The sequence below is a fragment of the Bacteroides sp. AF25-38AC genome, assembly GCF_003602995.1.
GTDB classification, from domain to species: domain Bacteria; phylum Bacteroidota; class Bacteroidia; order Bacteroidales; family Bacteroidaceae; genus Bacteroides; species Bacteroides uniformis.
In genome coordinates, this window is sequence record NZ_QTMD01000032.1 from 28637 (window position 1) to 53283 (window position 24647).

The following is a 24647-nucleotide window of genomic DNA, read 5'->3' on the forward strand; positions in this document are numbered from 1 at the left end:
AATCGTCAATATCCTTATGTTGCGTTCGCTTTACATACAGAATTATGCGCTTATTGAAAAGCTCGATATCAGCTTCAGCAGCGGTTTCTCGGTGATAACGGGTGAGACCGGTGCTGGAAAATCCATTATTCTGGGTGCCATCGGTCTGCTGCTGGGACAGCGTGCCGATGTGAAAGCCATTCGTGTAGGAGCTTCGAAGTGCATTATCGAGGCCCGTTTTGATATTTCCGCTTACGGTATGCAGCCTTTCTTTGAGGAGAATGAGTTGGAGTACGAGGAAGAATGCATCCTGCGCCGCGAGGTGTCCGCTTCGGGCAAGAGCCGGGCATTCATCAATGACACGCCTGCTTCATTGGCTCAGATGAAGGAGTTGGGAGAACAGCTGATTGACGTGCATTCCCAGCATCAGAACCTTTTGCTGAACAAGGAGGGGTTTCAGTTGAATGTATTGGACATCTTGTCGCATAACGAAGAGGCCTTGTTTGCTTACCAGCATATCTTCGGAGCATGGAAGCAGGCACAGCAGGATTTGGAGGCCCTTGTTGCCCGTGCCAATCAGGATAAGTCGGACGAAGACTATATCCGTTTCCAACTGGAACAGTTGGAAGAGGCACACTTGTCTGCCGGTGAGCAGGAGGAGCTGGAGCAAGAGGCAGATACGCTGAGCCATGCGGAAGAGATAAAGGCCGGACTCTATCGGGTAGGGCAGATGCTCTACTCGGACGAAGGAGGCTTGTTGTCCGGGCTGAAGGAATGCCTGAATACGATGCTCGGCCTGCAGAGGGTTTATCCGGTTGCCGGGGAACTTGCCGAACGCATGGAAAGCACTTATATCGAGTTGAAGGATATTTCGCAGGAAGTGTCGGGTAAGGAGGATGAAATAGAGTTCAACCCCGAACGTCTGGATGAAGTGAACGAACGTCTGAACTTGATTTATACGCTCCAACAGAAGCACCGCGTTTCCACTGTCGGTGAACTTCTGGCGCTGACGGATGAATACGCCGCCAAACTCTCAGCCATCACTTCGTCCGACGAGCACATCGAGGAACTGAAAGCGCGTTGCGACGCTTTATGTAATAAGGTGAAAAAGCAGGCTGCCGTCCTCACCAAGGCGCGTACTGCCGCTGCCCGTGAAGTGGAGAAGCAGATGGCTGCGCGGCTGGTTCCGTTGGGCATGCCCAATGTCCGTTTCCAGGTAGAGATAGGTGCCCGCAAAGAGCCGGGCATACATGGGGCGGATACTGTGAACTTCTTGTTTTCCGCGAATAAGAACGGGGCATTGCAAAGCGTCTCCTCCGTAGCTTCGGGTGGTGAAATAGCCCGCGTCATGCTCTCCATCAAAGCAATGATAGCCGGTGCCGTCAAGCTTCCTACCATTGTATTCGACGAAATAGATACCGGAGTCTCCGGCGAGATAGCCGACCGCATGGCGGATATCATGCAGGAGATGGGCGAGCAGGACCGCCAGGTAATCAGTATCACCCATCTGCCCCAGATTGCTGCCCGCGGACGCGCCCATTATAAGGTGTACAAGCAGGACAACGAGACGGAAACAAACAGTCACATCCGTCGTCTGACCGACGATGAACGTGTGGAAGAAATAGCCCATATGCTGAGTGGCGCTAAGCTGACCGAAGCCGCACTGAACAATGCCAGAGCATTGCTGGAAGTATCAAATAGTAAATAGTAAATCGTCAAATAGTAAATACCCATATATGGTTGATAACAGTGAAATGATTTTCGGCGTCCGTGCCGTGATAGAAGCCATTCAGGCAGGAAAAGAGATAGACAAGATATTGGTAAAGAAGGACATTCAGAGTGATTTGTCAAAAGAGCTGTTCGCTGTCTTGAAAGGGACTTTGATACCGGTACAGCGCGTTCCGGTGGAACGCATCAACCGCGTGACGCGTAAGAATCACCAGGGAGTGATTGCCTTCATCTCTTCAGTCACTTACCAGAAGACGGAGGACTTGGTACCTTTCCTTTTCGAGCAGGGCAAGAATCCTCTGTTTGTGATGCTTGACGGCATCACGGATGTCCGCAATTTCGGCGCCATTGCCCGTACTTGCGAGTGTGCGGCGGTAGATGCCGTGATTATCCCTGCACGGAACAGTGTATCAGTCAACGCAGATGCCATGAAAACTTCGGCAGGAGCCTTGCACACTTTGCCCGTTTGCCGCGAACACAGCCTGAAAGAGACCCTGCAATTCCTCAAGAATAGTGGTTTCCATATCGTGGCAGCCACGGAGAAAGGCGATTACGACTATACCAAAGCCGACTATACCGGTCCGATGTGCATCATTATGGGTGCCGAAGACAAGGGGGTGTCCTATGACAATCTGGCGTTGTGTGACGAGTGGGTGAAAATTCCCATGTTGGGAACCATCGAGTCCCTCAATGTTTCCGTTGCAGCCGGCATTTTGATTTATGAAGCGGTAAAACAAAGAACCAACTAAGATATGAAAAAGAAATTGCTGTTGATGCTCACTCTCTGTTTATTGGCTCAGTGGAGTGTGGCACAAGCCCCGAAGTGGGTAGACAAAGCCAAACGTGCCGTTTTTTCGGTGGTGACCTACGACCAGGACGATAAGATACTGAATACTGGAAACGGCTTTTTTGTCACTGAAGATGGCGTTGCGCTTTCTGACTACACCTTGTTCAAAGGTGCCCGGCGCGCCGTTGTGATGAGCTCGGACGGGGCACAGATGCCGGTGGAGGCCATTATGGGAGCTGATGACATGTACGATGTTGTCAAGTTCCGTGTCGGCATCCCCGGAAAGAAAGTCACGGCACTCACTTTGGCTGCTGTGGCTCCGGCCGTCGGTGCGGATGTATATCTGCTGCCTTATTCCACCCAGAAGGACCGTTCCTTCACTGCCGGGAAAGTAAAGGAAGCTGATAAGATTTCCGGCAACTATTCCTATTATACGCTCGATATGCGTCTGAAGGACAAGATGGTGAGTTGTCCGCTGATGACTGTGGACGGGCAGGTCTTCGGCCTTGCGCAGAAGTCCTCCGGACAAGACACGGCTACCATCTGCTATGCCATTGATGCCAATTTCGCCATGTCGCAGAATATCTCCGCATTGTCTTATGGAGATATGTCATTGAAGGGCATCGGTATCAAGAAGGCATTGCCCGATACCGAAGAGCAGGCTTTGGTGTTCCTCTACATGGCTTCTTCCCAACTGTCTCCGGAGAAGTATATGGAGACTCTGAACGATTTCATTGCACAATATCCTGCCAGTGCCGACGGTTATCTGCGCCGCGCTTCCCAGCATCTGTTCATGTCCCGTGAAGATGCTTCCATGGATAAGGTCGCCGCAGATATGGATAAGGCTTTGGAGGTTGCGGCAAAGAAAGATGATGTGTATTACAACCGGGCCAAGATAATCTATAATTATGCATTGGGCAAGCCCGAGAAAGTTTATAAGGATTGGTCGCTCGACAAGGCTCTGGACGAGGTACGGAAAGCGATAGCCATTGACGAGCTTCCGGTTTATGTCCAGTTGGAGGGTGACATCCAGTTTGCCAAGCAGGACTATCCGTCGGCATTTACCAGCTATGATAAAGTGAATAAGACCATTCTGGCCTCTCCGGCTACCTTCTTCAGTGCCGCCAAGACCAAGGAATTGATGCAGGCGCCTGCCGAGGAGGTACTGGCTCTGATGGACAGTTGTGTGGCCCGCTTTACCCAGCCCTATACGGAGGAAGCCGCCCCTTACTTGCTGGAGCGTGCCCAAGCCCGTATGAATGCAGACCAGGCGCGTAATGCCATGCTGGATTATGACGCCTATTACAATGCCGTGAACGGTAAAGTGAACGACATGTTCTACTATTACCGTGAGCAGGCTGCTTTGAAGGCCAAGCAGTACCAGCGTGCGCTGGACGATATGGCGAAAGCCATCGAACTGAATCCGGAGGATTTGACTTACCGTGCCGAACTGGCAGTGGTGAATCTTCGCGTGGGACGTTACGAAGAGGCGTTGAATGTGCTGAAGGCTGCTCTGGAGAAAGACCCTAAGTATGCCGAGGCCTACCGTCTGATGGGTATCGCCCAGCTGCAGATGAAGAAGGACAAGGAAGCTTGTGCCAGCTTTGCCAAGGCAAAGGAATTGGGTGACCCCAATGTGGATGCTTTGATTGAGAAGCATTGCAAGTAAAGGGATGGGAAAGAATAAAGGCTCTGCTTTCGCAAGCAGAGCCTCTGTTTTGGGGAACTCCCCCGTGTTAAATGAGTTAAGTCTAGGTATAACAGGTTATGAGTGAAATTACGTTGTTTTATTTATAAAATGCGTGGATTTCCGGAATACTGCATATACTTCGGATTTTTTTTATTTCAAAAAAGAAAATAGACTCGATTATTAATAAAAACAAACTTTGACAATCATGAAGAAAGTGATTTGCAGCCAGAAGGCACCGGGCGCCATAGGCCCTTATAGCCAGGCTATCGAAGCCAGTGGAATGGTATTTGTATCAGGTCAGTTGCCTATTGATGCAGCTACCGGAGTGATGGCTGAAGGTGCGGAAGCGCAAGCCTGCCAGTCCTTGGAGAATATAAAGCATATCCTGGAAGAGGCAGGGCTGGGTATGGCGAATATTGTGAAGACAACTGTTTTCCTGGCAGACATGTCCTTGTTCGCTGATATGAACAAGGTATATGCCACTTATTTTGACGGTGCTTTCCCGGCACGTTCGGCTGTGGCAGTGAAGGCGCTGCCCAAAGATGCCTTAGTAGAGATTGAGTGCATCGCGGTTCGCTAACAAGTCGGCCACAATGAAACTGCTGCCTCCCACGAAGATGAAATCTTCCGGGAGGCTTTTTTCTTGTGCGGCCCGCACGGCGGTGGGTACATCAGGATAGCAATGTCCTTCCAGACCTGCTGCTTCGGCAAGCTCCTGTAGTTCGCTTTCGGGCAATGCTCGTTTCACGCTGGCTTTGGTGAAGTAGTAGGTCGCTTCCCGGGGCAGCAGGGCCAGTACCCCCCGTATATCCTTGTCATTCACCATGCCTATGATGATGTGTAGCTGGCGGTAAGCCTGCTGTTTCAGTTGTTCTGTAATGTAGGTGATGCCTCCCACATTGTGGCCGGTGTCACAAATCAGGGTGGGCAAGTCCTGCAGTTTTTGCCAGCGTCCCATCAAGCCCGTCAGTTCCACCACACGGGCAAAGCCACTGCGCACTGCTTGTCCGTCCAGCCGGTAGCCGGCTTCTTTCAGTAGCGGGAGGGCGGTGAGGATGGTCCGGGCATTTTTCTGCTGGTAGAGCCCTTTCAGTTCGTATTCTATTCCGGGATAGTCTTCACGGTCATTCTCCTCGGCAAAGTAGATGGGAGCACCCGTTGTCTGTGCTTTTTCCAGAAATACCGGTTTCGTTTCGGGAGTGGTCTCGCCGATTACAACGGGGATACCGCTTTTAATGATTCCTGCCTTCTCTCCTGCGATTTTTGCCAAGGTGTCCCCCAGGAATTGGGTATGGTCAAAACTGATGTTGGTGATGATGCATACATCCGGACGGATGATATTGGTACAGTCCAGGCGTCCGCCTAGTCCCACCTCGATTACGGCTACATCCACCTTTTCATCGGCAAAGTAGCGGAAGGCCATGGCGGTGGTCAGCTCAAAGAAAGAGGGATGGAGGGGTTCGAAGAAGCCACGTTCCTGCTCTACAAAACGGATGACGTATTCCTCGGGTATAGGCTGTCCGTTAATCCGGATGCGCTCCCGGAAATCCACCAGATGGGGCGAGGTATAGAGCCCGACCCTGTATCCTGCCTCTTGCAGTATGGCGGCAAGCGTATGCGAGCAGGAACCCTTTCCATTGGTACCAGCCACATGAATGCTGCGGAAACTGCGGTGGGGATGTTCGAAGTGTGCGTCCAGGGTCAGAGTGTTTTCCAATCCTTCCTTGTATGCTGAGCCGCCCACTTGCTGAAACATGGGCACACTGTTATATAAGTAAGTTAAAGTGTCCTGATAATCCATCTTTTATAATATTTAACGGAGAAGCAATCCTTTCTCCCTATTAATTTGTTATCTTTAAAAGCGACAAAGATAATGCAAACCGGACGCAATCAAGCTTGCTTGAAATTGCTTGCAGTGTAGCTTATCTTAAGCTTATGCAAAGGTATTAACAATTTAAATCTAACGTGTATGGGAGCTAAGAAAAATTTTGTGATTGATACGAATGTGATTCTTCACGATTATAACTGTTTGAAGAATTTTCAAGAGAATGACATTTATCTTCCCATCGTAGTCCTTGAAGAACTGGACAAATTCAAGAAAGGTAATGAGCAGATTAATTTCAATGCGCGTGAGTTCGTCCGTGAGCTAGATTTGATTACCGATGATAATCTGTTCACCAAAGGGGCGCCATTGGGAGAGGGCTTGGGCCGTCTGTTTGTGGTGGCAGGTATGGTGGACTCTCCCCGGGTACGTGATTCCTTTCCCGAACGCATCCCCGACCATCAGATTCTGTCGGTAGTGGACTGGCTTTCCACCAAAAAGCCTAAAATGAAAACCATCCTTGTCACGAAAGACGTGAATCTGCGCATGAAGGCGCGTTCCATCGGTCTGCTGTGCGAAGACTACATCAATGATAAGGTAATCAATGTGGATATATTCGAAAAGTCGAATGAAGTGTTCGAGGGTATTGACCCTGCGCTGATAGATCGCATTTATTCTTCCAAAGAAGGACTGGACATCAACGAGTTCGATTTTAAGGACATCATTCGTCCCAACGAATGTTTTGTGCTGAAGAGTGACCGCAGCAGTGTGCTTGCGCGTTATAATCCCTTTGCCCATTCGATTTGCCGGGTCCACAAGACAAAGAATTATGGCATTGAACCGCGCAATGCCGAGCAGAGCTTTGCTTTTGAGGTGCTGAACGACCCGAACATCAAGCTGGTTGCCCTGACCGGCAAGGCGGGAACCGGCAAGACCCTGCTGGCATTGGCCGCCGCATTGGGAAAACTTACCGACTACAAGCAGATTCTCCTGGCACGTCCCATCGTGGCCCTATCCAATAAAGACCTTGGATTCCTTCCTGGTGATGCCAATGAGAAAGTGGCTCCTTACATGCAGCCTTTGTTCGATAATTTGAATGTAATCAAGCATCAGTTCGCTGCCAATTCCTCTGAAGTGAAACGCTTGGAGGATATGCAAAAAAGTGAACAATTGGTCATCGAGGCATTAGCCTTTATCCGTGGGCGCAGTTTGAGCGAGACCTACTGTATTATTGATGAAGCCCAAAACCTGACTCCGCATGAGATTAAGACCATCATCACCCGTGCCGGTGAAGGCACAAAAATGGTGTTTACCGGTGATATTCAGCAGATAGACCAACCCTATCTGGACAGTCAGTCCAATGGGCTTGTTTATATGATAGACCGCATGAGGGACCAGAATTTGTTTGCCCATGTCAATCTGGTGAAAGGGGAGCGCAGCCAGTTGAGCGAGTTGGCAAGTAATCTGATGTAGCGGATACCGCATTTTCCGGGGCAAAACTATTTCTATCCCGCTTTCTGACTGTTAAAACGGGGGAGGTGGGATGGTTTCTTTATAGACGATAAATAATTGTTATAACATTTTTTTATCGATTTATTGTCTGTTTTGACTAAAATAGTGTATCTTTGCCTCGCCTAAAACAAAACTGTCAAGCGAAATGAAGCGAAATTTTTTTCATCGGTATCTTTCCGCGAAAGTGCTTCCGATATGGACTATTCTGTTAATTGATGTATTTATCATCGTCATATCCAGTCTGTTGGCCTATGCTCTCCGATATGATTTCAGAAGCATTTTTCTGGAATCATCTACCATTGACAAGACCATTTTATGGACGGTTGCTGTCAACCTGATTTTCTTCCGTGTTTTCCGTACGTATTCCAATGTACTGCGCTTTTCCTCCTTTGTGGATATCATGCGCATTTTTGTGTCATTGACGGTGTCGTATGCACTGCTGATGATAACGAGCGTCCTGACGGAAAGCTATTTGGAGTTTAACCTGGCTCCGGTCAGCGTGCTGTTCATGTCCTATATCATCAGCTTTGCCATGATGGCATGCTCCCGTGTGATTGTCAAGACTTTCTTCGAGGCGCTGAACTTCGACGGCACCCATAGTGCCAATGTGTTCATTTACGGTGCCAAGGAAGCCGGGGTCAATATTGCCAAGGCATTACGTGTCAATCTGCGCAACCACTACCGTCTGCGCGGATTCATTGCGGACGAACCTGAGCTTATCAATAAGGTGATGATGGGTGTCAAGGTGTTCCCCAACGATGATACGCTGATTGATGTGCTGAACGACCGCGATGTGCAGACCATTATCATTTCTCCCGCCAAGATGGAAGAATTGAAGAAGTCCGACATGGCTGACCGCCTGCTGGTGCACAACATCAAACTGATGACCGCACCCCCCTTGAGCGAGTGGAACGGCCAGGCGCTGAGCCGTACGCAGCTGAAGGAAATTCAGATTGAGGACCTGCTTCAGCGCAATCCCATCGAGATAGATATCCGTAAGGTTGCCTCTCATCTGGAGGGCAAGCGCGTGATGATTACGGGCGCCGCCGGCTCCATCGGCAGTGAAATCATGCGCCAGGTGGCTTCGTTCAATCCCTATAAACTTATTTTAGTGGACCAGGCCGAGACCCCTCTGCACGACATCCGTCTGGAACTTCAGGACCGTTGGCGCGACATCGATGCCGAGACCATCATAGCCGACATCTCCAATGCCACGCGCATGGAGGATATCTTCAGGGAGTTCAAGCCCCAGTATATTTTCCATGCGGCCGCCTACAAGCATGTGCCGATGATGGAGGACAACGTTTCCGAGTCCATCCAGGTGAACGTATTCGGCACGCGCACCGTTGCCGATCTTGCCGTGAAATACGGTGCCGAGAAGTTTGTGATGATTTCTACGGACAAGGCTGTTAACCCTACAAACGTGATGGGCTGTTCCAAGCGTATTTGCGAGATTTATGTGCAGTCTCTTGCGAAGAAGTTGCAGAAGGAGGGAGGCCATGCCACTCAGTTCATCACTACGCGTTTCGGCAATGTGCTGGGTTCCAACGGTTCTGTCATTCCCCGTTTCCGCGACCAGATTCAGCGTGGCGGCCCGGTGACAGTGACCCATCCTGAGATAATCCGTTACTTCATGACCATTCCCGAAGCTTGCCGCCTTGTTCTTGAGGCCGGCAGTATGGGCAACGGCGGTGAAATCTATATCTTCGACATGGGTAAGCCGGTGAAGATTGTGGACCTTGCCAAGCGTATGATTAGCCTTTCCGGACGTACGGATGTGAAGATTGAATTTACCGGTCTCCGTCATGGCGAGAAGCTCTACGAGGAACTCTTGAATGTGAAGGAGCTTACAAAACCCACCTATCATGAGAAGATTATGATTGCCACGGTGCGTGAGTATGACTATGACGAGGTGAAGGAGCGTATCCAGAAGCTGATTGATGTAAGTTACACCTATGACCAGATGAAAATTGTTGCTGCCATGAAGGATATTGTTCCGGAATTCGTGAGCAAGAATTCCTGCTTTGAGGCGCTGGATAAGAAGAAATAAAAAGATAGCGGTATAGTATAAAATGAAAGGGTGATAACGTCATTGTAGTGTTATCACCCTTTCAATTTTATTGTCTTCTTGTCAGCCTTTTGTCTCATTCATGTGAAGAGAAGTATTTCAAGAACTGTGTACGTTCGAAAGTATTGACTCCCTTCGGGTCGTTTACGTTCAGAATACCTTTGAACTGGCTGATGGTTTCCATACCTTTGCGGTCCATCCACAAGTTGAGGAAGCGGATGTATTCTTCAATGATGGTAGCTGAATTCTGATAAAGCACACTGCATATCTCTACGGCCGAAGCACCTGCTAATATTGCCTTGACAACGCCTTCGGGCGAGTGGATACCACCGGAAGCAGCATAATCGAGTTTGTTTACGGCTGCCGAAGCGATGCCTATCCAGCGCAGGGCTTTGGACAAATCGGCTTCATTGCTGAATACGTTGCCGGATACTTGTATCATTTTCTCAATGTTGATGTCCGGCTGGTAGAAGCGGTTGAACAGCACTACTGCGGCGGCACCGTTGGCATACAGCTGGTCTATCAGAGCTATCGGATTGGTCAGGTTGTCACCCAGCTTCATGATGACGGGTATCTTGACCGTCTTCTTGATGTGGCTCAGAATGTCGATGTGGCGTTGCTCGAAACTGCCGTAAGCATATTGTACATCCGTCTGCAGTGCAAGGATATTGATTTCCAGTGCGTCTGCACCGGCTTCTTCTATTTTGGCGGCAAATTCCACCCAGTCGGCATTCTGATAGCAGTTGATGCTGGCTATGATGGGGATATTGCAAACCTTTTTGCTTTCCTTAATCAGGTTCAGATATTCACCCAGCTTATGTTCGCGGATATATCCTACAAGGTAGTCACTGCCTTCGGGGTACATGTTCGGGTCTCCCATCCAGTCAGCCTCCATCATGATTTGCTCTTCAAAAAGTGATTTTAGCACAATGGCACCTGCGCCGGCCTCAGATAGTTTCTGGTTCTTGGCGGCGCTGTCTGTCAGTCCGGAGCTGCTGACGATAATGGGGTTTCTGAGTTTCAGCCCTGCAAAAGTAGTTTCTAATGTTGCCATGATAATGATTTTTTATGGTTAATAGTTTCTTTCTCCAAAAATCTTGCTTCCTACACGTATCAAGGTGCTCCCGGCTGCAATGGCCTCGTGATAGTCGTGAGACATCCCCATGGACAGTTCCCGGAATGACTCTGCATCGGCAAACCACTTGGCTTTCACTTCATTGAAGAAGCTATTTAAAGAACAAAACTCTGTTTTGATTTGTTCGTCATTGTCCGTATTTGTGGCCATGCCCATCAATCCGCATATCCGGATATGCTTGAGCTCTCTCCATTCACCGGCTGCCAGCATTTCCCGGCATTCGTCAAAGCTGAATCCAAACTTGGTCTCTTCTCGGGCAATGTGCAACTGCAGTAGGCAGTTGACGGTTTTTCCGGCTTTGGCAGCCTGCTTGTCCACTTCGGCCAACAGCTTGTAGGAGTCTATGCCATGAATCAGCGCTACGTAAGGAACGATATATTTTATTTTGTTTGTTTGCAGATGCCCGATGAAATGCCATTCTATGTCTTTGGGTAGACTTTCGTATTTGGCAGTCATTTCCTGCACCTTACTTTCTCCGAACACACGCTGGCCGGCACGATACGCTTCTTCTATCGCCTCGTTGGGGTGAAATTTGGAAACAGCCACCAGCCGTACCTTTTCAGGCAGTTCGCTCAGTACTTGTTTTAAATTCTCTGCAATCATCGTTTTTTTGAGTTATGAGTTATGAGTTATAAGTTATGGCTCGCAATAATAATTCATAACTTATAACTCATCACTTAAATTAAACTTCCGGTTTGTCGTCGGGCTCTGCACTGTACGGATATACATCCATAATGGCGGTTTCCGCTACAGATGCTATCTGATAGTCGGCCATTGTGCCTTTCATGCCCTCATCCAGTTTCTTCACTGCATCACGCAGGTCGGCAGCCTGCACCAATACCTGGGTAGAGGTTTTCTTTTCCGCACCGCTTTTCTCGTCCAGTGTGATGAAAACCAGTTTACATTTAAACCAGCGGTCGGCAGCTTCCTCTTCGCTGGGGAACAATTCGCTATAGTTGGCACGTTTGATGTCCGATACGGTGAACTCTCCCGAAATGAACGGCGTCATCTCTTCGATGATGCGTGCTTCCGCTTCCGTAAAACTGAGGGCATCCACCAGGTACGGTTCGGTCACCTTCTTGTTCATTCCATTTTCCATTGTTTTCTCGTAACGGATCTTACATTCAAACCATGTATGCATTGCCATAATTTTCTGTTTTTAATTATTGATTTATTGTTAGTTAAGTTGCTTTATGCGTGCCTATGCCCGCCGAAAGCAGTGCAAAGATAGCCAAAAACTAAATGGATATAAAAAGTTGCCTTGCATTTTACGTGAAAAATTTATTGGAGAACCGGGACGGTACGTATGGGCATAAAAAAAGGAGTACCGCTGTACTCCAACCTTTGTTAACCTTAAATCTAATACTATGAAAAACACATTGCAAAGGTACGGACTTTTTCGACATTTGCAAGAGTGTCGGGGCATAAAATGTGTATTTGTAACACTTATTATGTTTTATGCCTTTGTACTACATCTTTTTTAAAACTTGAGGCGTGTTGCTGAAACATAAATTTGCATCTGTTTTGCTTCCACACTTCCACCCACCTCCTGCATCTCCCTATCCATCGGCATTTACTCTGCGGTGGAAGCAACCTGAAAAGGTGGAAGCAAAATTTGCTTCCACCTGCCGAAAACGTCTGAGTTTTGTCGTAACTTATTGTTCTTTAATATAATACCGCGCGTGGGTTACATAAATCGGTCAGTGTAGTTTTCCTGCATTTTCGAGTTTGCCCGACTATGAATAGTGGAGTCTGATGTCTTTTAAGTTGCTGTACAATACGTTTGCACCTTGTGCGCAATAGGCGCGGGCTACGTACTTCATCTGTAAAAGCCTTGGAGTTAGTGACGCCTAACGGCCATGAACAACCCTGCTAACGGCCATGAAGCAATCGTTTGACGGCCATAAGCAGAGCTGTTCATGGCCGTTAGGCGTTATTAATTCCCTATGCAACAGTAGACATACTTACTTACGCAACTTCAATAATGCATTTATGAGGGTAAGATATTGGAATGTAGAATGATATATTGGAAATGATGAGGTGTTTTTTAAACGTTCGTTTAATAAACGTCTATTTTTAAGAAAATAAGTAGAGGTATAAAAGTTAAAAAGGAACAGAACTTTAAGATGTTAAATATTAGACGTACAATGCTGCAATTCAATATATTAATATAAAACAAAAATCACTTTGGGAATATTTTTATTAAACATTTTGTTAGTTCAAAAAATACGGCTTATCTTTGCGTCCATTAAACGAACGTTTATTGGACACTTTTATGAGTCTAATATCTTCTTTAATAGCTTATTATCATTGCAAAAGTGTACAATACGGTTTGGGTGGGAAAATGTCTCGTTCAAACCGCGAAGCGCACCCGGAACTGAGCTAATTCATTCGAAAGAAAATTTCTAAGTGACTGAACAACAGAAATATTGGTTTGCGGCTCGCACCCGTGACAAGCAGGAATTCACAGTCCGGAAATCTTTGGACCGACTTAAATCGGAAGAACATTTGGAGCTTGACTATTATCTTCCCACGCGCTTTGTCATTTCTCAATTGAAGTATCGTCGTAAGCGTAGCGAAGTTCCGGTAATCCGCAATTTGGTATTTGTTCATTCCACCAAGCAGACAGCCTGCGATATATCCAACATCTATAATGTCCCCCTTTTTTATATGAAGGATCTTTCCACGCACTCTATGCTGGTAGTCCCAAATAAGCAAATGGAGGACTTTATGTTCGTAATGGATCTGAATCCTGACGGTGTCAGCCTTGATAGCGAAATTCTGACTGTTGGGCATAAAGTAAAAGTTATCAAAGGCGAACTCAGCGGTATTGAAGGTGAGGTTGCCATCGAAGCCAATAAAACATACGTTGTTATCCGCATTAAAGACCTTTTGACTGCAAGTGTCAAAGTCCCCAAATCCTATCTGAAAATAATCGGGTGACTTCTAAATAGGTATAATCTTATATTTTAATCATATATCATAATAATGAATGATTTAACTTCCCGTGCTCTTGAGCTTCAGCATGCAGCTCATGAGCTGATGTATCTTGGTATGGACGGTGAGCCGGTCTATTCCGACACTTTTTGCCGGTTGAATAAGGAAGTGCTTGTTAAGTCCGATTCTCTTTTTTCTGCTCAGAGTTCCGATGTTGAAGAGGAGGCGAATTTGTGTCTGGCTCTTTTGATGGGGTATAATGCTACCATTTATGATGATGGGGATAAGGAGCAAAAGAAACAAATGGTATTGAATCGGATTTGTCTTGTTTTGGAGCAGTTGCCTGCTTCTTTACTTAAAGTCCGACTACTGACTTATACATATGGGGAGGTTTATGAAGAGGTTTTGTTTCAAGAAGCCTATGCGATTATTGAAGGTTGGAACAAAGATAATTTGAGTTCGGAACAAACTGAAATCATCGAAGAATTGAAGAATATCGAAGAGAATCCATATCCGTTTGAGGAAGTGGAATAGGATTTGGGTGTAATAAGAAAATCATAAAAAATAGATAACTTTTATTGATATGAAAGCATGTTTTATGGGGTTGGGTTATATTGGCCTGCCCACTGCAATTATTGCCGCTAAACACGGAATTCAGATTATCGGGGTCGATATTAATCCCAAAGTTGTAGAAATGACTAATCAAGGTAAGTTGCATATCATTGAACCGGGTATGCAGGAGCTTCTTCAAGAAGTCGTTACTACCGGTCAGTTGAAGGCTTCTATTACTCCAGAAGTGAGTGATGCCTATTTTATGGTTGTACCTACTCCTTTTAAGGGGAATCATGAACCCGATATCTCTTATGTGGAGGCTGCTACACGTGCTGTGATACCTTTGTTGAAAGAAGGCGATTTGTATGTCATAGAATCTACATCACCAGTTGGCACTACCGATAAGATGGCTGAGTTGATTTTTGATTTACGTCCTGAATTAAAAGATAAAATTTATATAGCCTATTGTCCTGAACGTGTCCTTCCCGGTAATGTAATTTATGAACTGGTTCATAATGATCGTGTCATTGGCGGTATGAATGAAGCTTCTACAGATAAAGCTATCGAATTTTATAGCCGGTTTGTGCAGGGAATGCTTCATCGCACCAACTGCAAAACGGCAGAAATGTGTAAATTGACAGAAAATTCCTCCCGTGATGTACAGATAGCTTTTGCTAATGAGCTTTCTTTGATTTGTGATAAAGCAGGAATCAATGTTTGGGAATTGATAAAATTGGCGAACAAGCATCCTCGTGTTAATATCCTTCAACCTGGTTGTGGTGTTGGAGGACACTGTATCGCGGTTGACCCTTATTTCATTACGGCAGAATTTCCCATGGAATCTAAGATTATATCTACCGCCCGTGAAATCAACAACTATAAAGCATTCTGGTGTACAGAGAAGGTGCAGAATGCCATGTTGAAGTTTGAGTTGGAACATCATCGTAAGCCCACTATCGCCATGATGGGGCTGGCTTTTAAACCCGATATTGATGATTTGCGTGAAGCTCCTGCCAAGTATATTACTACTAAAGTGATGCAAAGCTGTAATAATGCAGATATTTTAGTAGTGGAACCTAATGTGCAGGAACACAACGTATTTAAACTTACAGATTATAAAGAAGCCTATGAGAAGGCTGATATCGTCGTTTTTCTGGTTGCTCATTCTGTATTTAAATCCCTGCCATATAATGATCGGAAAGTAATTTTTGACTTTTGCGGAATTTACAAGAAATAATAAATACCTTATAGCATGAAGAAGATTATGTTGGTTTTCGGGACTCGTCCCGAAGCCATAAAGATGGCTCCTCTGGTGAAAGAATTTCAGAAATATCCGGAGGAGTTCAAGACAATCGTATGTGTTACCGGTCAGCATCGCGAAATGCTTGATCAAGTGTTACATATATTTGATATTACTCCTGACTATGATTTGAATATTATGAAACAAGGGCAGGATTTATATGATGTGACAGCCCGTGTTTTGACGGGGATGCGGGATGTCTTGAAAGAGGCACAGCCGGATGTTGTTTTGGTTCATGGTGATACAACCACCTCTACGGCTTCGGCATTGGCTGCTTTTTATCAGCAGATTCCGGTGGGGCATGTAGAGGCGGGACTTCGTACTCATAATATTTATAGTCCTTGGCCAGAGGAGATGAATCGGCTGATAACAGGACGCATTGCTACTTATCATTTTTCTCCCACACCGTTAAGCCGACAGAATCTGTTGGATGAAGGGGTAAAGGAATCTTCTATTATTGTGACCGGAAATACGGTAATAGATGCACTCTACATGGTTGTGGATAAGATAAAGAGCGATAAAAAACTTGATGAAGAATTGGAAGGTGTTTTGAGAACTTCCGGTTATGACATTAACCGTTTGCAGGATGGAAAGAGATTAGTTTTGATAACAGGTCATCGTCGTGAAAATTTCGGTGACGGATTCATGTCTATGTGTAAGGCTATTCAGGCTCTTACAAAACAATATCCGGATGTCGACTTTGTCTATCCGATGCATTTGAATCCTAATGTTCGCAAACCCATTCATGAAGTATTTGGTGAGGATTTGTCTAATTTGGGGAATATGTTCTTCATAGAGCCTTTAGAGTATCTTTCTTTTGTTTATCTGATGGAGAAGTCTGCTATTGTATTGACTGATAGTGGTGGTATTCAGGAGGAAGCTCCGGGACTGGGTAAACCAGTACTTGTGATGCGTGATACGACAGAACGTCCAGAAGCTTTGGAAGCCGGAACTGTGAAATTGGTAGGAACAGATTGTGACAAGATTGTAAATGAGGTTTCTGCATTGTTGGACGATCGAGTTTATTATAACCAGATGAGTAAAGCTGTGAATCCTTATGGGGATGGATTGGCTTGTGAAAGAATAATAGCATTTATCTAAATTTTTTACAAAATGATACCTTTTAATATCCCATATTGTACAGGTAAGGAATTACACAATATAAAATTGGCAATAGAGTCAAAAAAAATATGTGGTAATGGATATTATACACGTTTATGTCAACAATTTTTTGAAAATAAGTTTGGATTTAAAAAATGTTTATTGACATCGTCTTGCACAGATGCATTAGAAATGTGTGCAATATTAGCTAATATTAAAGAAGGAGATGAAGTTATTGTTCCTTCTTATACTTTTGTATCATCGGCTTTAGCTTTTGTTAGGCAGGGAGCTAAAATAGTATATGCTGATAGTGAATCAGATAATCCCAATATTGATACATCTACTATAGAAAAATTGATAACAAAGAAAACAAAAGTTATAGTACCTGTACATTATGCAGGAGTTTCTTGTGATATGGATGCTATTATGGGAATAGCTTGTAAATATAATTTATTGGTGGTTGAAGATGCTGCTCAGGGTATTGATTCATATTTTACATCACCCAAAACTGGCTTAAAAACTAGTTTGGGAGGAATAGCTCATATGGCAGCTTTTTCTTTTCATGAAACAAAGAATATACAATGTGGTGAGGGAGGATTGTTAATTATTAATAATGAAAGGCTTGTCCGCCGTTCTGAAATAATATGGGAAAAAGGAACTAATCGAGCCGAATTTTACAGAGGGGAAGTAAATAAGTATGGATGGGTGGATTTAGGTTCATCTTTTTTACCATCTGAATATACTGCTGCTTTTTTATATTCCCAATTGTGTGAATTAGAAAAAATCCAGAGAAGAAGAATTGATATATGGAATCAATATTATGAGGGTTTGCGCAATGTGTATCAGTTAAAGCTACCTGTTGTACCACAATATGCAACTAATAATGCACATATGTTTTATGTGATCTGTCCTTCTTTTGAGATAAGAAGTCAACTAATAGAGTTTTTAAAAGAAAACAATGTTCAGGCGGTATTTCATTATTTAAGTCTTCATAAGAGTGAGTTTAATAAGAAACATGCAAAAGAAATTCCTGATCTTCCAATGGCAGATAAGTATACAGATTGTTTGTTGAGACTGCCTCTGTACTATTCTTTAACAGATAATGATATTGTTAAAATAATAACTCTTATACATGATTTTTTTTCTTAATTTATGCGGCTACACATTGTTCCAGATGAAAAAGTAATAAATAGGTGTATAGATGCATTTAATTCAGTATTTCCTGATGAGAATGTTTTTATCGTTTTTCTTAATGACGAGAAATCCTTACCTCAATATGTGCAAAAAAAAAATCAAGTGTTTTATGTGAAATTTGGTAGTAGTATTTTTTGGAATATTATTGGTGATGTAAATAAATATGCAGCTATAATAATCCATTTTTTCACTACAGATAGTATTCGATTTGTTAATTCAATAAATCATTCGAAAATATACTGGATTGAATGGGGGGCAGATTTGTATAGTGGCTTATTAGAGAATAGAGGTTATCAATTGTATGCAGACAGAAAAATATTATGGAGGATAAGTACGAAAAAGATTCCATATAGATTGTATCAATTGTTGTATAAAATGAAGTTATGCAAAAAAACACACGAACTATTGCATGCTGTCAAGAAAGTACATTATTTTGTTCCAGATAGTATGTATGATGAATATCCACTATTGTTATCGTATTATCCGGAATTATCACATCTAGAATATAAAGATTTCTTTTATTATCCAATTGATGAGATTTTATCTGATGAATTGTATTGTTCTATAACGAAAGGAAATAATATTATTATTGGAAATTCTTCATCACCGACGGGAAATCACTTATCAATTTTTGAAAGGTTGAAAATGTTAGGTGTGAATGATAAAAAAATATTTGTTCCGTTGAGTTATGGTAATATGAATTATGCTAATTATATATCCAAAGTTGGAGAACAATATTTTGGGCGAAAATTCAATGCAATTCGTGATTTCATGCCATTGGAAGAATATAATAAATTTTTACTATCTGCAGATGTCTTTATATATGGAAATTGGAGACAAGAAGCCGTTGGTAATATTCTTATAGCATTGTTTATAGGCGGAAAAGTCTTTTTGGATGAAAAGAATCCATTGTTGAAATTTTATAAGGATAAAGGGTTGGTTATATTTGGATTGAATGAATTAACCGTAGGTAGTATAATTAATCAATTATCATCAAATGAAATTGCAAATAATCGTAAAATATTAAATAATATTTATTCTAAGGAACGTTTATATTATTTGATAAAATCAAATTTCTGATTGTCTCTGTCAATATGGGTAGTGCAATAAATGGAGTTAAATGGACTTCGCTTAGTGCTGTAGTAAATGCATGTGCTAAATTGGGACAAATATCTATTCTTACAAGATTTTTGAGGAAAGAAGATTTTGGACTTATTGCCATAGCTGTTTTAGTAATTTCATTTACAGAGATATTTATGGATATGGGTATTTCATCTGCAGTACTCCATAAACAGGATATATCAAAAAATGAATATAGTTCATTGTATTGGTTTAATATTATATCTGGATTTGTAATATCTGTAATTATTTGCATATTGGCACCATGGGTAGCTATATATTATAACCAACCGGAATTGGTTAATATTATATCATTGTTATCGTTGAATGTTATTTTTTCATCGATATCTCGACTTCAACGTACTTTTCAACAAAAACAAATGCAGTTCAGTGTTATTGCAAAAATTGATATGACTGCATCTGTTTTAATGGTCATATTTTCTATTGTTTTAGTGTATATTGGTTTGGGCGTATATGCACTTGTTTTTTCCACTTTATTTTATGGTTTTTTTATAGCTATTATTTATCTGTCGTATTCTGTTTTTAAGGACAGAATAATAAGATTGCATTTTAATTTCTATGAAACAAAGCCTTATTTAAAGATAGGGATATATCAAGTTGGCTCTTCAACATTGGATTATCTATCAAGAGAGATGGATATATTCCTTATAGGAACAGCATATTCATTAGAAATATTGGGAGTATATTCTGTATGTAAGCAACTCGCATTTAAAGTTTATTCATTCATAAATCCAATAGTTACTAAAGTGCTAACACCTAGTTTGGCATTATGCCAAGATAATCAGTTTTTACTTAGAGAAAAATATATTAACGTAATTAGGGTGCTATCTTTTATTGATATGCCTATTTATTTTTTTCTTTGTTATTGCTCGTCTTATGTATTGGGTGTAATATATGGTAGTTCATATGTTGAGTATTCATTAGTATTCAGTATCTTATGCCTTTACTATTCAATATGTAGTATTGGAAATCCACTAGGGGCTTTACTTGTTGCAACAGGCAGAACTGATATAGGATTTTATTGGACAATTTATAGAATTATTGTAACTATGATAGTTTTGTATTTTGCTTCTTTGAGTCCTTTTGTAATTTTTGTATTTGTCATTTTTATCTTAAATTTTATAAATCTTTTTCCTGAAATTCTATTGATTTACAAACCTCTATTGAATATTTCTTGTTCGCAGTATATAAAGAGTTTTAGTACTCCTTTATTTATTTCATTGATATTATCCCCATTAGTTTTTATACATTATATGCGATTAAACTCATATATAGGGCTTGTTATTATTGGTATTTTATTCTTATTGCTATATGTACTATTAAGTTTAGTTTACAATAAAAAGGACATCATTTTGATAAATAGATTTATTAGTTTGGATAGACTCTCAATAGTTAATTTTTTATTTGTAAGATTGGGCATAAAATGAAAAATGTATTATTTTTATTAATTGGCAATATTCGTTATGATGGTCGAGTATTGAAAGAAATATCTACGTTATGTAAGGCTGGATATAAGGTTTCCTTGATCTTATCAGATTTTGATGTAGATGATAATGTATCAAATTATGACTTTAATATAATATTATTGCGTAGGAATTATAGTAGTAATCCTATAATGAAATTATTTTCTACATTAATATATTTTTTCAAAATGAGGAAAGAAATTGTAAGGCTTTCTCCGGATATTTTGCATTGTAATGATTTAAATACTTTAATGTTTGCGTATGCTTTACCACAAAATATAGAGATTGTATACGATGCTCACGAATTGTATTTAGAAAGTCGCTCTGGAATAATCAAATCCTTTTGGAGCGTTGTAGAAAAGACATTGTTGCGTAAAGTAAAATTTGTAATAGTTCCTCAAATTGATAGATTGTATTATTTTTATTTTCGATATAAATTACCATTGTCAAAATATATGTTGATTGAAAACTTCCCAAATAGAGTGATGGATCTATCAAAAGATTTTTTTAAAAATAAATATAATATTGATGTGAATCATAAACAAGTTGTTACATATCTTGGTGCAATTACGCCAGAAAGAGAGATAGAACTTGTTCTTAAGGCTGTTAGGGAAATAGATAATATTCTTTTTTTTATTATAGGAAACGGAACAGAGAATTATAAAAAACACTTAAATAATTTGATAATGGATTTGAAAATTCAGAAAAAAGTTTTTATGTATCCAGCTATTCCTAACAAGGAAGTATTACATGCAGTAAATTCTTCTGATATTGGTGTGTGTTTTTATAATGAAAGACATTTTAATAGTTATTTTTGTGCAAGTAATAAATTGTATGAATACTTGAATTTAGGGGTAAAAGTACTGACGAATAATACTGCAGGTGTTGCAAGGGTTGTTAAACATGGAGAAAATGGTTTTTGTTGTGATTGTATTACTGTGGATGAAGTCAGAAAAGGACTAATTACCTTACTTAACATGAAAAATTTTGTTCCGACAGATTATTATTGGAGTAATCAAGAAGAACATTTTTTGTCAATCTATAAATAAATGGTTTATATCATAATATTTGCCATTATTTTATGTGGCATATATAGATATGATTTCTTGAGTAGAACTGACGCCAAATTAGGTGTCTTTTCATATATTTTTATATTACTGACTTGTGTTTCGGTTCTGAAGTATAGAGTTGGTTCTGATATATTAGTATATATGTCGGAGTATGGTGATTATTTGCCTTTAAATAAATTGACAGTAAGCTATGTATTTGATAATGCCAATAGACAACCTGGGTGGATATTCTTAATTTCTATTTTAAAATCATTTTCAAATGATTTTTTTGTATTTCAATTTGTTCAGGCTATATTCATAAATTATGCAATAAGTAGAACAATCGTTTTTAACACTAAATATATTTTTACTGCCACTTTGTTTTATTTTGTATACTTGTATACAGAATTAAATTTTGAAGTAATGAGAGAGTCGTTTGCTGTTGGTTTTTTCTTATTTAGTTTAGAAGCGTATAAAAGAAATTTGTGGTTTAAATATTATATATTAGTAAGTATCTCTTTTTTGTTTCATTTATCTGCTTTTTTTTTATTGGTCTTACCTGTTTTAAAATTACTTCCGATTCATAAAAAAGCAATATGGGGATATTTAATCATATTATCTCTTTTCTCTTTTCTTTTTTTACCCGATTTGCATGATACTTTTAAAGATATGGATATATCATTATGGGCGGCTTTAGATGAAAAGGCAACTTCGTACTTAGCGAGTGAGAAATACAAAGTAGAATGGGAAAAATCTTTTTTGTTTAAAAGTTCTTTTGTCTTGGCTGTTAGTTATTGGATTTCAGTTATTAAAGGTTATTATAATGGTTGTAGAAAATGGGAAATACAATTGGGGATTTTGTATTTCATATTTGAAACTTTAAATACTGGCATTCCATTTTTTTATCGTTTTAATAACTATATTCTTTTAGTTTATTTATTGATGCTTACAAATTCAATTTATGCAATAATATCGCATTGCTATTTTGTAAAATTTCGTGGAGTGCTATTATTGTTTTTAATATGTATCTTTATATATCTACCAATCAATTCTTATTTTACACCAACATCTTTTCGAGGTGTACCAGAATATAGAAAATATTATCCATATTATACTATTTTTACTAAAGAAAAAGATTTATTGCGTGAAAGGGCATTTAGATGAGTTATATGAAGATTGAAATTTGGGGAACATATCCTCCTCCTATAGGAGGAGTCTCTATTCATATATATAGATTAATTCATAGTTTGCATACAATAGATTCTTCTGTTGTATTGCGTAATTTTGGAAAGCAGGTGTCTAATATTTCTTATGTAAAACACGTATCTTATCCTTGGATGGAGTTTCTTCTTTTACCTTTTAGAAAGAAAAGGATTATTCATCTTCATTCAAATAATATTTTTGCATTTGCTTTATTTTTATTGTTTGGGGGAAGACATAAAGTCGGTGTTACATTACATAATCAAAATTTGATAAAAAAAACTTCTTTCATAAAAAAGAAAATTATTCAAGTCTTTCTTCGGCATGCAGCTTTTGTTGTTTTGAATGATGATAATTATTTGTTGAAATTGTGCTCACATTTTCATTGTTCGAGGAATAATTTTCATATATTGCCCGCTTTTTTACCTCCAACTCAAGCCGAATATATAGGATTGAGTGAGGATATATTGTTTTTTAGGAAACAACATTCTTTTTTACTTTCAGCAAATGCTTATAAACTACGTTATGAAAATGGCATTGATATATATGGTTTTGATTTATTGATACAGTTAGTGAAATCTTTGAAAGAGAAAGGAATTAATGTAGGGCTTGTTTTTTGTTTACCAATGATTGGAGATATGGAATATTATCAGAAATGCCTCTCTTCGATAAAAGAAATGAATATTGACGATAATATTTTAGTTGTCCAAAGAGAAATACCTAATGGATTTGAGATTTGGAAATTATCTGATTTGTTTATTAGGCCTACATATACTGATATAGAAGGTATTTCTGTTAAGGAGGCTTTGTTTTGTGGTACTCCGGCTGTAGCAAGTGACGTTTGCAAAAGGCCTAGTGAAGCTGTTTTATTTAAAAATAGGAGTTACGAAGATTTGGAGGAAAAAGTTTTAGGATTTTATAATGGTTCTAATTATTCCTCCGAAGGAGGAATCAGTATTGATAATCGAGTTCCTGAACAATTATTGGAAATTTATGAAAAGTGTAAATAGTCATAGTGAAATTGGATGGAAATTAATTAATGGGAATGAAATTTCTCGTGAAAATAATTTTGATTTAATCAGGCTCTTTGCTGCATTACAAGTCTTGTTGGGTCATGGGATAAATCATTTACAGATATTAGGATATGACGAAATCTTGGATGTTATATCGTTTTTCCCAGGAGTGATGGTGTTTTTTGTAATAAGCGGTTTTTTAATAACCCGTTCATATATTAATTGTAGTATTAAAAAGTCTATGGGGGGGGTAAATATATTTTACAACATATCAAAAATAGGTGCCTTCGGATTTTTCCGGCATTATGGTTTGCATTTATTTTAGCAATGGCTTTATTATTGCTTTTCAAAGTTATCAGTTTTACTTCTTTTCTAAATTTAGACTTGTGGGCATGGTTTTTTGGACAGATAACCATATTTCAATATTACACACCTAATTTATTAAGAAATTTTGGAGTTGGTACTCCTAATGGTAGTTTATGGACGATTCCTGTGGAATTAGAATTTTATATTTTATTACCTGTCTTTTTTCTTTTTCTTAAGCACATATCAATAAAAGTGAAGTTTATCGCGTTATTTTTGTTTTCTGCAATGTTCAATTTCTTGTGGACAAGTGCTTGTGAAAGTGGAGAAAGTATATTGGATAAACTTATCGAAGTTTCGATTTTTCCTTATTTATATGCTTTCCTTTTTGGTGGATTGATGTTTTTGAATTGGAGTAAGATTAAATGGTTTATAGAAGGGAAAATATGCTATTGGTTTTTAATTTATGGTTTATATTGCTATTTTGCTGATGCTTTGCCTGGGTATCATTTGGATGATTGGACTACGTTATTGGCTAATCTGTTATTAGGTATATTGACGATTAGTGCAGCCTTTTCAAAAATATCATTAGGAAAAGTTTTACATGGGAATGATATGTAAGCAGTCAAAAATTGGCTCATAATTGAAATCTCTATCTTCGCTGCGAACAAAAA

22 protein-coding genes are annotated in these 24647 nt (G+C 40.5%); 18 read left to right on the top strand and 4 right to left on the bottom strand.

What is annotated here, in order from left to right; all coding sequences use genetic code 11:
* The first annotated feature begins 16 nt into the window (after positions 1–16).
* The 4 genes from recN to DWY55_RS17890 all read left to right on the top strand — a co-directional run bounded on the left by recN (position 17) and on the right by DWY55_RS17890 (position 4764).
* Positions 17–1687, top strand: a complete 1671-nt coding sequence (gene recN / locus DWY55_RS17875; RefSeq protein WP_057256436.1) for a DNA repair protein RecN — start codon at positions 17–19, stop codon at positions 1685–1687.
* Between the two features lie 28 nt (positions 1688–1715).
* Positions 1716–2456, top strand: coding sequence for a 23S rRNA (guanosine(2251)-2'-O)-methyltransferase RlmB (rlmB, locus tag DWY55_RS17880; protein ID WP_005831382.1), 741 nt, complete (start codon positions 1716–1718; stop codon positions 2454–2456).
* Between the two features lie 3 nt (positions 2457–2459).
* Positions 2460–4163: a serine protease gene (locus tag DWY55_RS17885; protein WP_057256435.1), complete on the top strand. Its 1704-nt coding sequence runs from the start codon at positions 2460–2462 to the stop codon at positions 4161–4163.
* Positions 4164–4389: 226 nt separating this feature from the next.
* Positions 4390–4764, top strand: a complete 375-nt coding sequence (locus DWY55_RS17890; RefSeq protein ID WP_044467984.1) for a RidA family protein — start codon at positions 4390–4392, stop codon at positions 4762–4764.
* Here DWY55_RS17890 and DWY55_RS17895 read toward each other — a convergent pair.
* A complete protein-coding gene (locus DWY55_RS17895; RefSeq protein WP_044467983.1) occupies positions 4732–5985 on the bottom strand; it encodes a bifunctional folylpolyglutamate synthase/dihydrofolate synthase in 1254 nt (417 codons plus the stop codon). The genes DWY55_RS17890 and DWY55_RS17895 overlap by 33 nt on opposite strands.
* A 168-nt stretch (positions 5986–6153) precedes the next feature.
* Between DWY55_RS17895 and DWY55_RS17900 the strand changes: the two genes are divergently transcribed.
* Positions 6154–7479 carry a PhoH family protein gene (locus DWY55_RS17900; protein WP_005831374.1) on the top strand — a complete coding sequence of 442 codons (1326 nt, stop codon included), beginning with the start codon at positions 6154–6156 and terminating at the stop codon, positions 7477–7479.
* Between the two features lie 184 nt (positions 7480–7663).
* Complete coding sequence (locus DWY55_RS17905) at positions 7664–9568, top strand: polysaccharide biosynthesis protein (RefSeq protein WP_057256434.1); 1905 nt, start codon at positions 7664–7666, stop codon at positions 9566–9568.
* A 94-nt stretch (positions 9569–9662) separates the two neighbouring features.
* Here the strand turns inward: DWY55_RS17905 and DWY55_RS17910 are convergent, their stop codons facing one another.
* The 3 genes from DWY55_RS17910 to DWY55_RS17920 all read right to left on the bottom strand — a co-directional run bounded on the left by DWY55_RS17910 (position 9663) and on the right by DWY55_RS17920 (position 11868).
* Complete coding sequence (locus DWY55_RS17910) at positions 9663–10640, bottom strand: dihydroorotate dehydrogenase-like protein (RefSeq protein WP_117652580.1); 978 nt, start codon at positions 10638–10640, stop codon at positions 9663–9665.
* Between the two features lie 18 nt (positions 10641–10658).
* Positions 10659–11324 (bottom strand): YggS family pyridoxal phosphate-dependent enzyme, encoded by a 666-nt coding sequence (locus DWY55_RS17915; protein WP_057256432.1) that lies wholly within the window; start codon positions 11322–11324, stop codon positions 10659–10661.
* Between the two features lie 79 nt (positions 11325–11403).
* A complete protein-coding gene (locus DWY55_RS17920) occupies positions 11404–11868 on the bottom strand; it encodes a DUF4494 domain-containing protein (RefSeq protein WP_005831367.1) in 465 nt (154 codons plus the stop codon).
* 1262 nt (positions 11869–13130) lie between these two features.
* Between DWY55_RS17920 and DWY55_RS17930 the strand changes: the two genes are divergently transcribed.
* From DWY55_RS17930 to DWY55_RS17985, 12 genes are read left to right on the top strand one after another with little or no spacing between them, the layout of a single operon-like run.
* Positions 13131–13664 carry a UpxY family transcription antiterminator gene (locus DWY55_RS17930; RefSeq protein ID WP_061412201.1) on the top strand — a complete coding sequence of 178 codons (534 nt, stop codon included), beginning with the start codon at positions 13131–13133 and terminating at the stop codon, positions 13662–13664.
* Between the two features lie 45 nt (positions 13665–13709).
* Positions 13710–14192: a UpxZ family transcription anti-terminator antagonist gene (locus DWY55_RS17935; protein WP_008664854.1), complete on the top strand. Its 483-nt coding sequence runs from the start codon at positions 13710–13712 to the stop codon at positions 14190–14192.
* Positions 14193–14241: 49 nt separating this feature from the next.
* Positions 14242–15447 (top strand): UDP-N-acetyl-D-mannosamine dehydrogenase, encoded by a 1206-nt coding sequence (wecC, locus tag DWY55_RS17940; RefSeq protein ID WP_008664852.1) that lies wholly within the window; start codon positions 14242–14244, stop codon positions 15445–15447.
* Positions 15448–15462: 15 nt separating this feature from the next.
* Positions 15463–16611 carry a non-hydrolyzing UDP-N-acetylglucosamine 2-epimerase gene (gene wecB / locus DWY55_RS17945; RefSeq protein WP_035448816.1) on the top strand — a complete coding sequence of 383 codons (1149 nt, stop codon included), beginning with the start codon at positions 15463–15465 and terminating at the stop codon, positions 16609–16611.
* Between the two features lie 12 nt (positions 16612–16623).
* Positions 16624–17760: a dTDP-4-amino-4,6-dideoxygalactose transaminase gene (rffA, locus tag DWY55_RS17950; RefSeq protein WP_117878487.1), complete on the top strand. Its 1137-nt coding sequence runs from the start codon at positions 16624–16626 to the stop codon at positions 17758–17760.
* Between the two features lie 3 nt (positions 17761–17763).
* Positions 17764–18885 (top strand): TDP-N-acetylfucosamine:lipid II N-acetylfucosaminyltransferase, encoded by a 1122-nt coding sequence (locus DWY55_RS17955; protein ID WP_008664846.1) that lies wholly within the window; start codon positions 17764–17766, stop codon positions 18883–18885.
* 14 nt (positions 18886–18899) lie between these two features.
* Positions 18900–20372, top strand: a complete 1473-nt coding sequence (locus tag DWY55_RS17960; RefSeq protein WP_008664844.1) for an MOP flippase family protein — start codon at positions 18900–18902, stop codon at positions 20370–20372.
* Positions 20369–21457 carry a glycosyltransferase gene (locus DWY55_RS17965; protein WP_008664842.1) on the top strand — a complete coding sequence of 363 codons (1089 nt, stop codon included), beginning with the start codon at positions 20369–20371 and terminating at the stop codon, positions 21455–21457. The genes DWY55_RS17960 and DWY55_RS17965 overlap by 4 nt, the downstream gene beginning before the upstream one ends.
* Positions 21458–22621 carry an EpsG family protein gene (locus DWY55_RS17970; RefSeq protein ID WP_008664840.1) on the top strand — a complete coding sequence of 388 codons (1164 nt, stop codon included), beginning with the start codon at positions 21458–21460 and terminating at the stop codon, positions 22619–22621.
* Between the two features lie 5 nt (positions 22622–22626).
* Positions 22627–23667, top strand: coding sequence for a glycosyltransferase (locus DWY55_RS17975; protein ID WP_157132535.1), 1041 nt, complete (start codon positions 22627–22629; stop codon positions 23665–23667).
* Positions 23651–23995 (top strand): hypothetical protein, encoded by a 345-nt coding sequence (locus tag DWY55_RS17980; RefSeq protein WP_034532894.1) that lies wholly within the window; start codon positions 23651–23653, stop codon positions 23993–23995. The genes DWY55_RS17975 and DWY55_RS17980 overlap by 17 nt, the downstream gene beginning before the upstream one ends.
* The gene (locus DWY55_RS17985; protein WP_347765272.1) at positions 23989–24594 is read left to right on the top strand and encodes a hypothetical protein; all 606 of its coding nucleotides are present in this window, start codon (positions 23989–23991) and stop codon (positions 24592–24594) included. The genes DWY55_RS17980 and DWY55_RS17985 overlap by 7 nt, the downstream gene beginning before the upstream one ends.
* The last annotated feature ends 53 nt before the right edge of the window (positions 24595–24647 follow it).

Excerpts from the sequence above, each read along its gene's own strand:
- DWY55_RS17965 (WP_008664842.1), top strand. The coding sequence starts at position 20,369 with ATGAAAAATGTATTATTTTTATTAATTGGCAATATTCGTTATGATGGT.
- DWY55_RS17975 (WP_157132535.1), top strand. The coding sequence starts at position 22,627 with ATGAAGATTGAAATTTGGGGAACATATCCTCCTCCTATAGGAGGAGTC.
- wecC (WP_008664852.1), top strand. The coding sequence starts at position 14,242 with ATGAAAGCATGTTTTATGGGGTTGGGTTATATTGGCCTGCCCACTGCA.
- rffA (WP_117878487.1), top strand. The coding sequence starts at position 16,624 with ATGATACCTTTTAATATCCCATATTGTACAGGTAAGGAATTACACAAT.
- rlmB (WP_005831382.1), top strand. The coding sequence starts at position 1,716 with ATGGTTGATAACAGTGAAATGATTTTCGGCGTCCGTGCCGTGATAGAA.
- DWY55_RS17935 (WP_008664854.1), top strand. The coding sequence starts at position 13,710 with ATGAATGATTTAACTTCCCGTGCTCTTGAGCTTCAGCATGCAGCTCAT.
- DWY55_RS17910 (WP_117652580.1), bottom strand. The coding sequence starts at position 10,640 with ATGGCAACATTAGAAACTACTTTTGCAGGGCTGAAACTCAGAAACCCC.
- DWY55_RS17970 (WP_008664840.1), top strand. The coding sequence starts at position 21,458 with ATGGTTTATATCATAATATTTGCCATTATTTTATGTGGCATATATAGA.
- DWY55_RS17890 (WP_044467984.1), top strand. The coding sequence starts at position 4,390 with ATGAAGAAAGTGATTTGCAGCCAGAAGGCACCGGGCGCCATAGGCCCT.
- DWY55_RS17885 (WP_057256435.1), top strand. The coding sequence starts at position 2,460 with ATGAAAAAGAAATTGCTGTTGATGCTCACTCTCTGTTTATTGGCTCAG.
- DWY55_RS17980 (WP_034532894.1), top strand. The coding sequence starts at position 23,651 with ATGAAAAGTGTAAATAGTCATAGTGAAATTGGATGGAAATTAATTAAT.
- DWY55_RS17895 (WP_044467983.1), bottom strand. The coding sequence starts at position 5,985 with ATGGATTATCAGGACACTTTAACTTACTTATATAACAGTGTGCCCATG.
- DWY55_RS17905 (WP_057256434.1), top strand. The coding sequence starts at position 7,664 with ATGAAGCGAAATTTTTTTCATCGGTATCTTTCCGCGAAAGTGCTTCCG.
- DWY55_RS17960 (WP_008664844.1), top strand. The coding sequence starts at position 18,900 with ATGGGTAGTGCAATAAATGGAGTTAAATGGACTTCGCTTAGTGCTGTA.
- DWY55_RS17955 (WP_008664846.1), top strand. The coding sequence starts at position 17,764 with ATGCGGCTACACATTGTTCCAGATGAAAAAGTAATAAATAGGTGTATA.
- DWY55_RS17920 (WP_005831367.1), bottom strand. The coding sequence starts at position 11,868 with ATGGCAATGCATACATGGTTTGAATGTAAGATCCGTTACGAGAAAACA.
- wecB (WP_035448816.1), top strand. The coding sequence starts at position 15,463 with ATGAAGAAGATTATGTTGGTTTTCGGGACTCGTCCCGAAGCCATAAAG.
- DWY55_RS17915 (WP_057256432.1), bottom strand. The coding sequence starts at position 11,324 with ATGATTGCAGAGAATTTAAAACAAGTACTGAGCGAACTGCCTGAAAAG.
- recN (WP_057256436.1), top strand. The coding sequence starts at position 17 with ATGTTGCGTTCGCTTTACATACAGAATTATGCGCTTATTGAAAAGCTC.
- DWY55_RS17900 (WP_005831374.1), top strand. The coding sequence starts at position 6,154 with ATGGGAGCTAAGAAAAATTTTGTGATTGATACGAATGTGATTCTTCAC.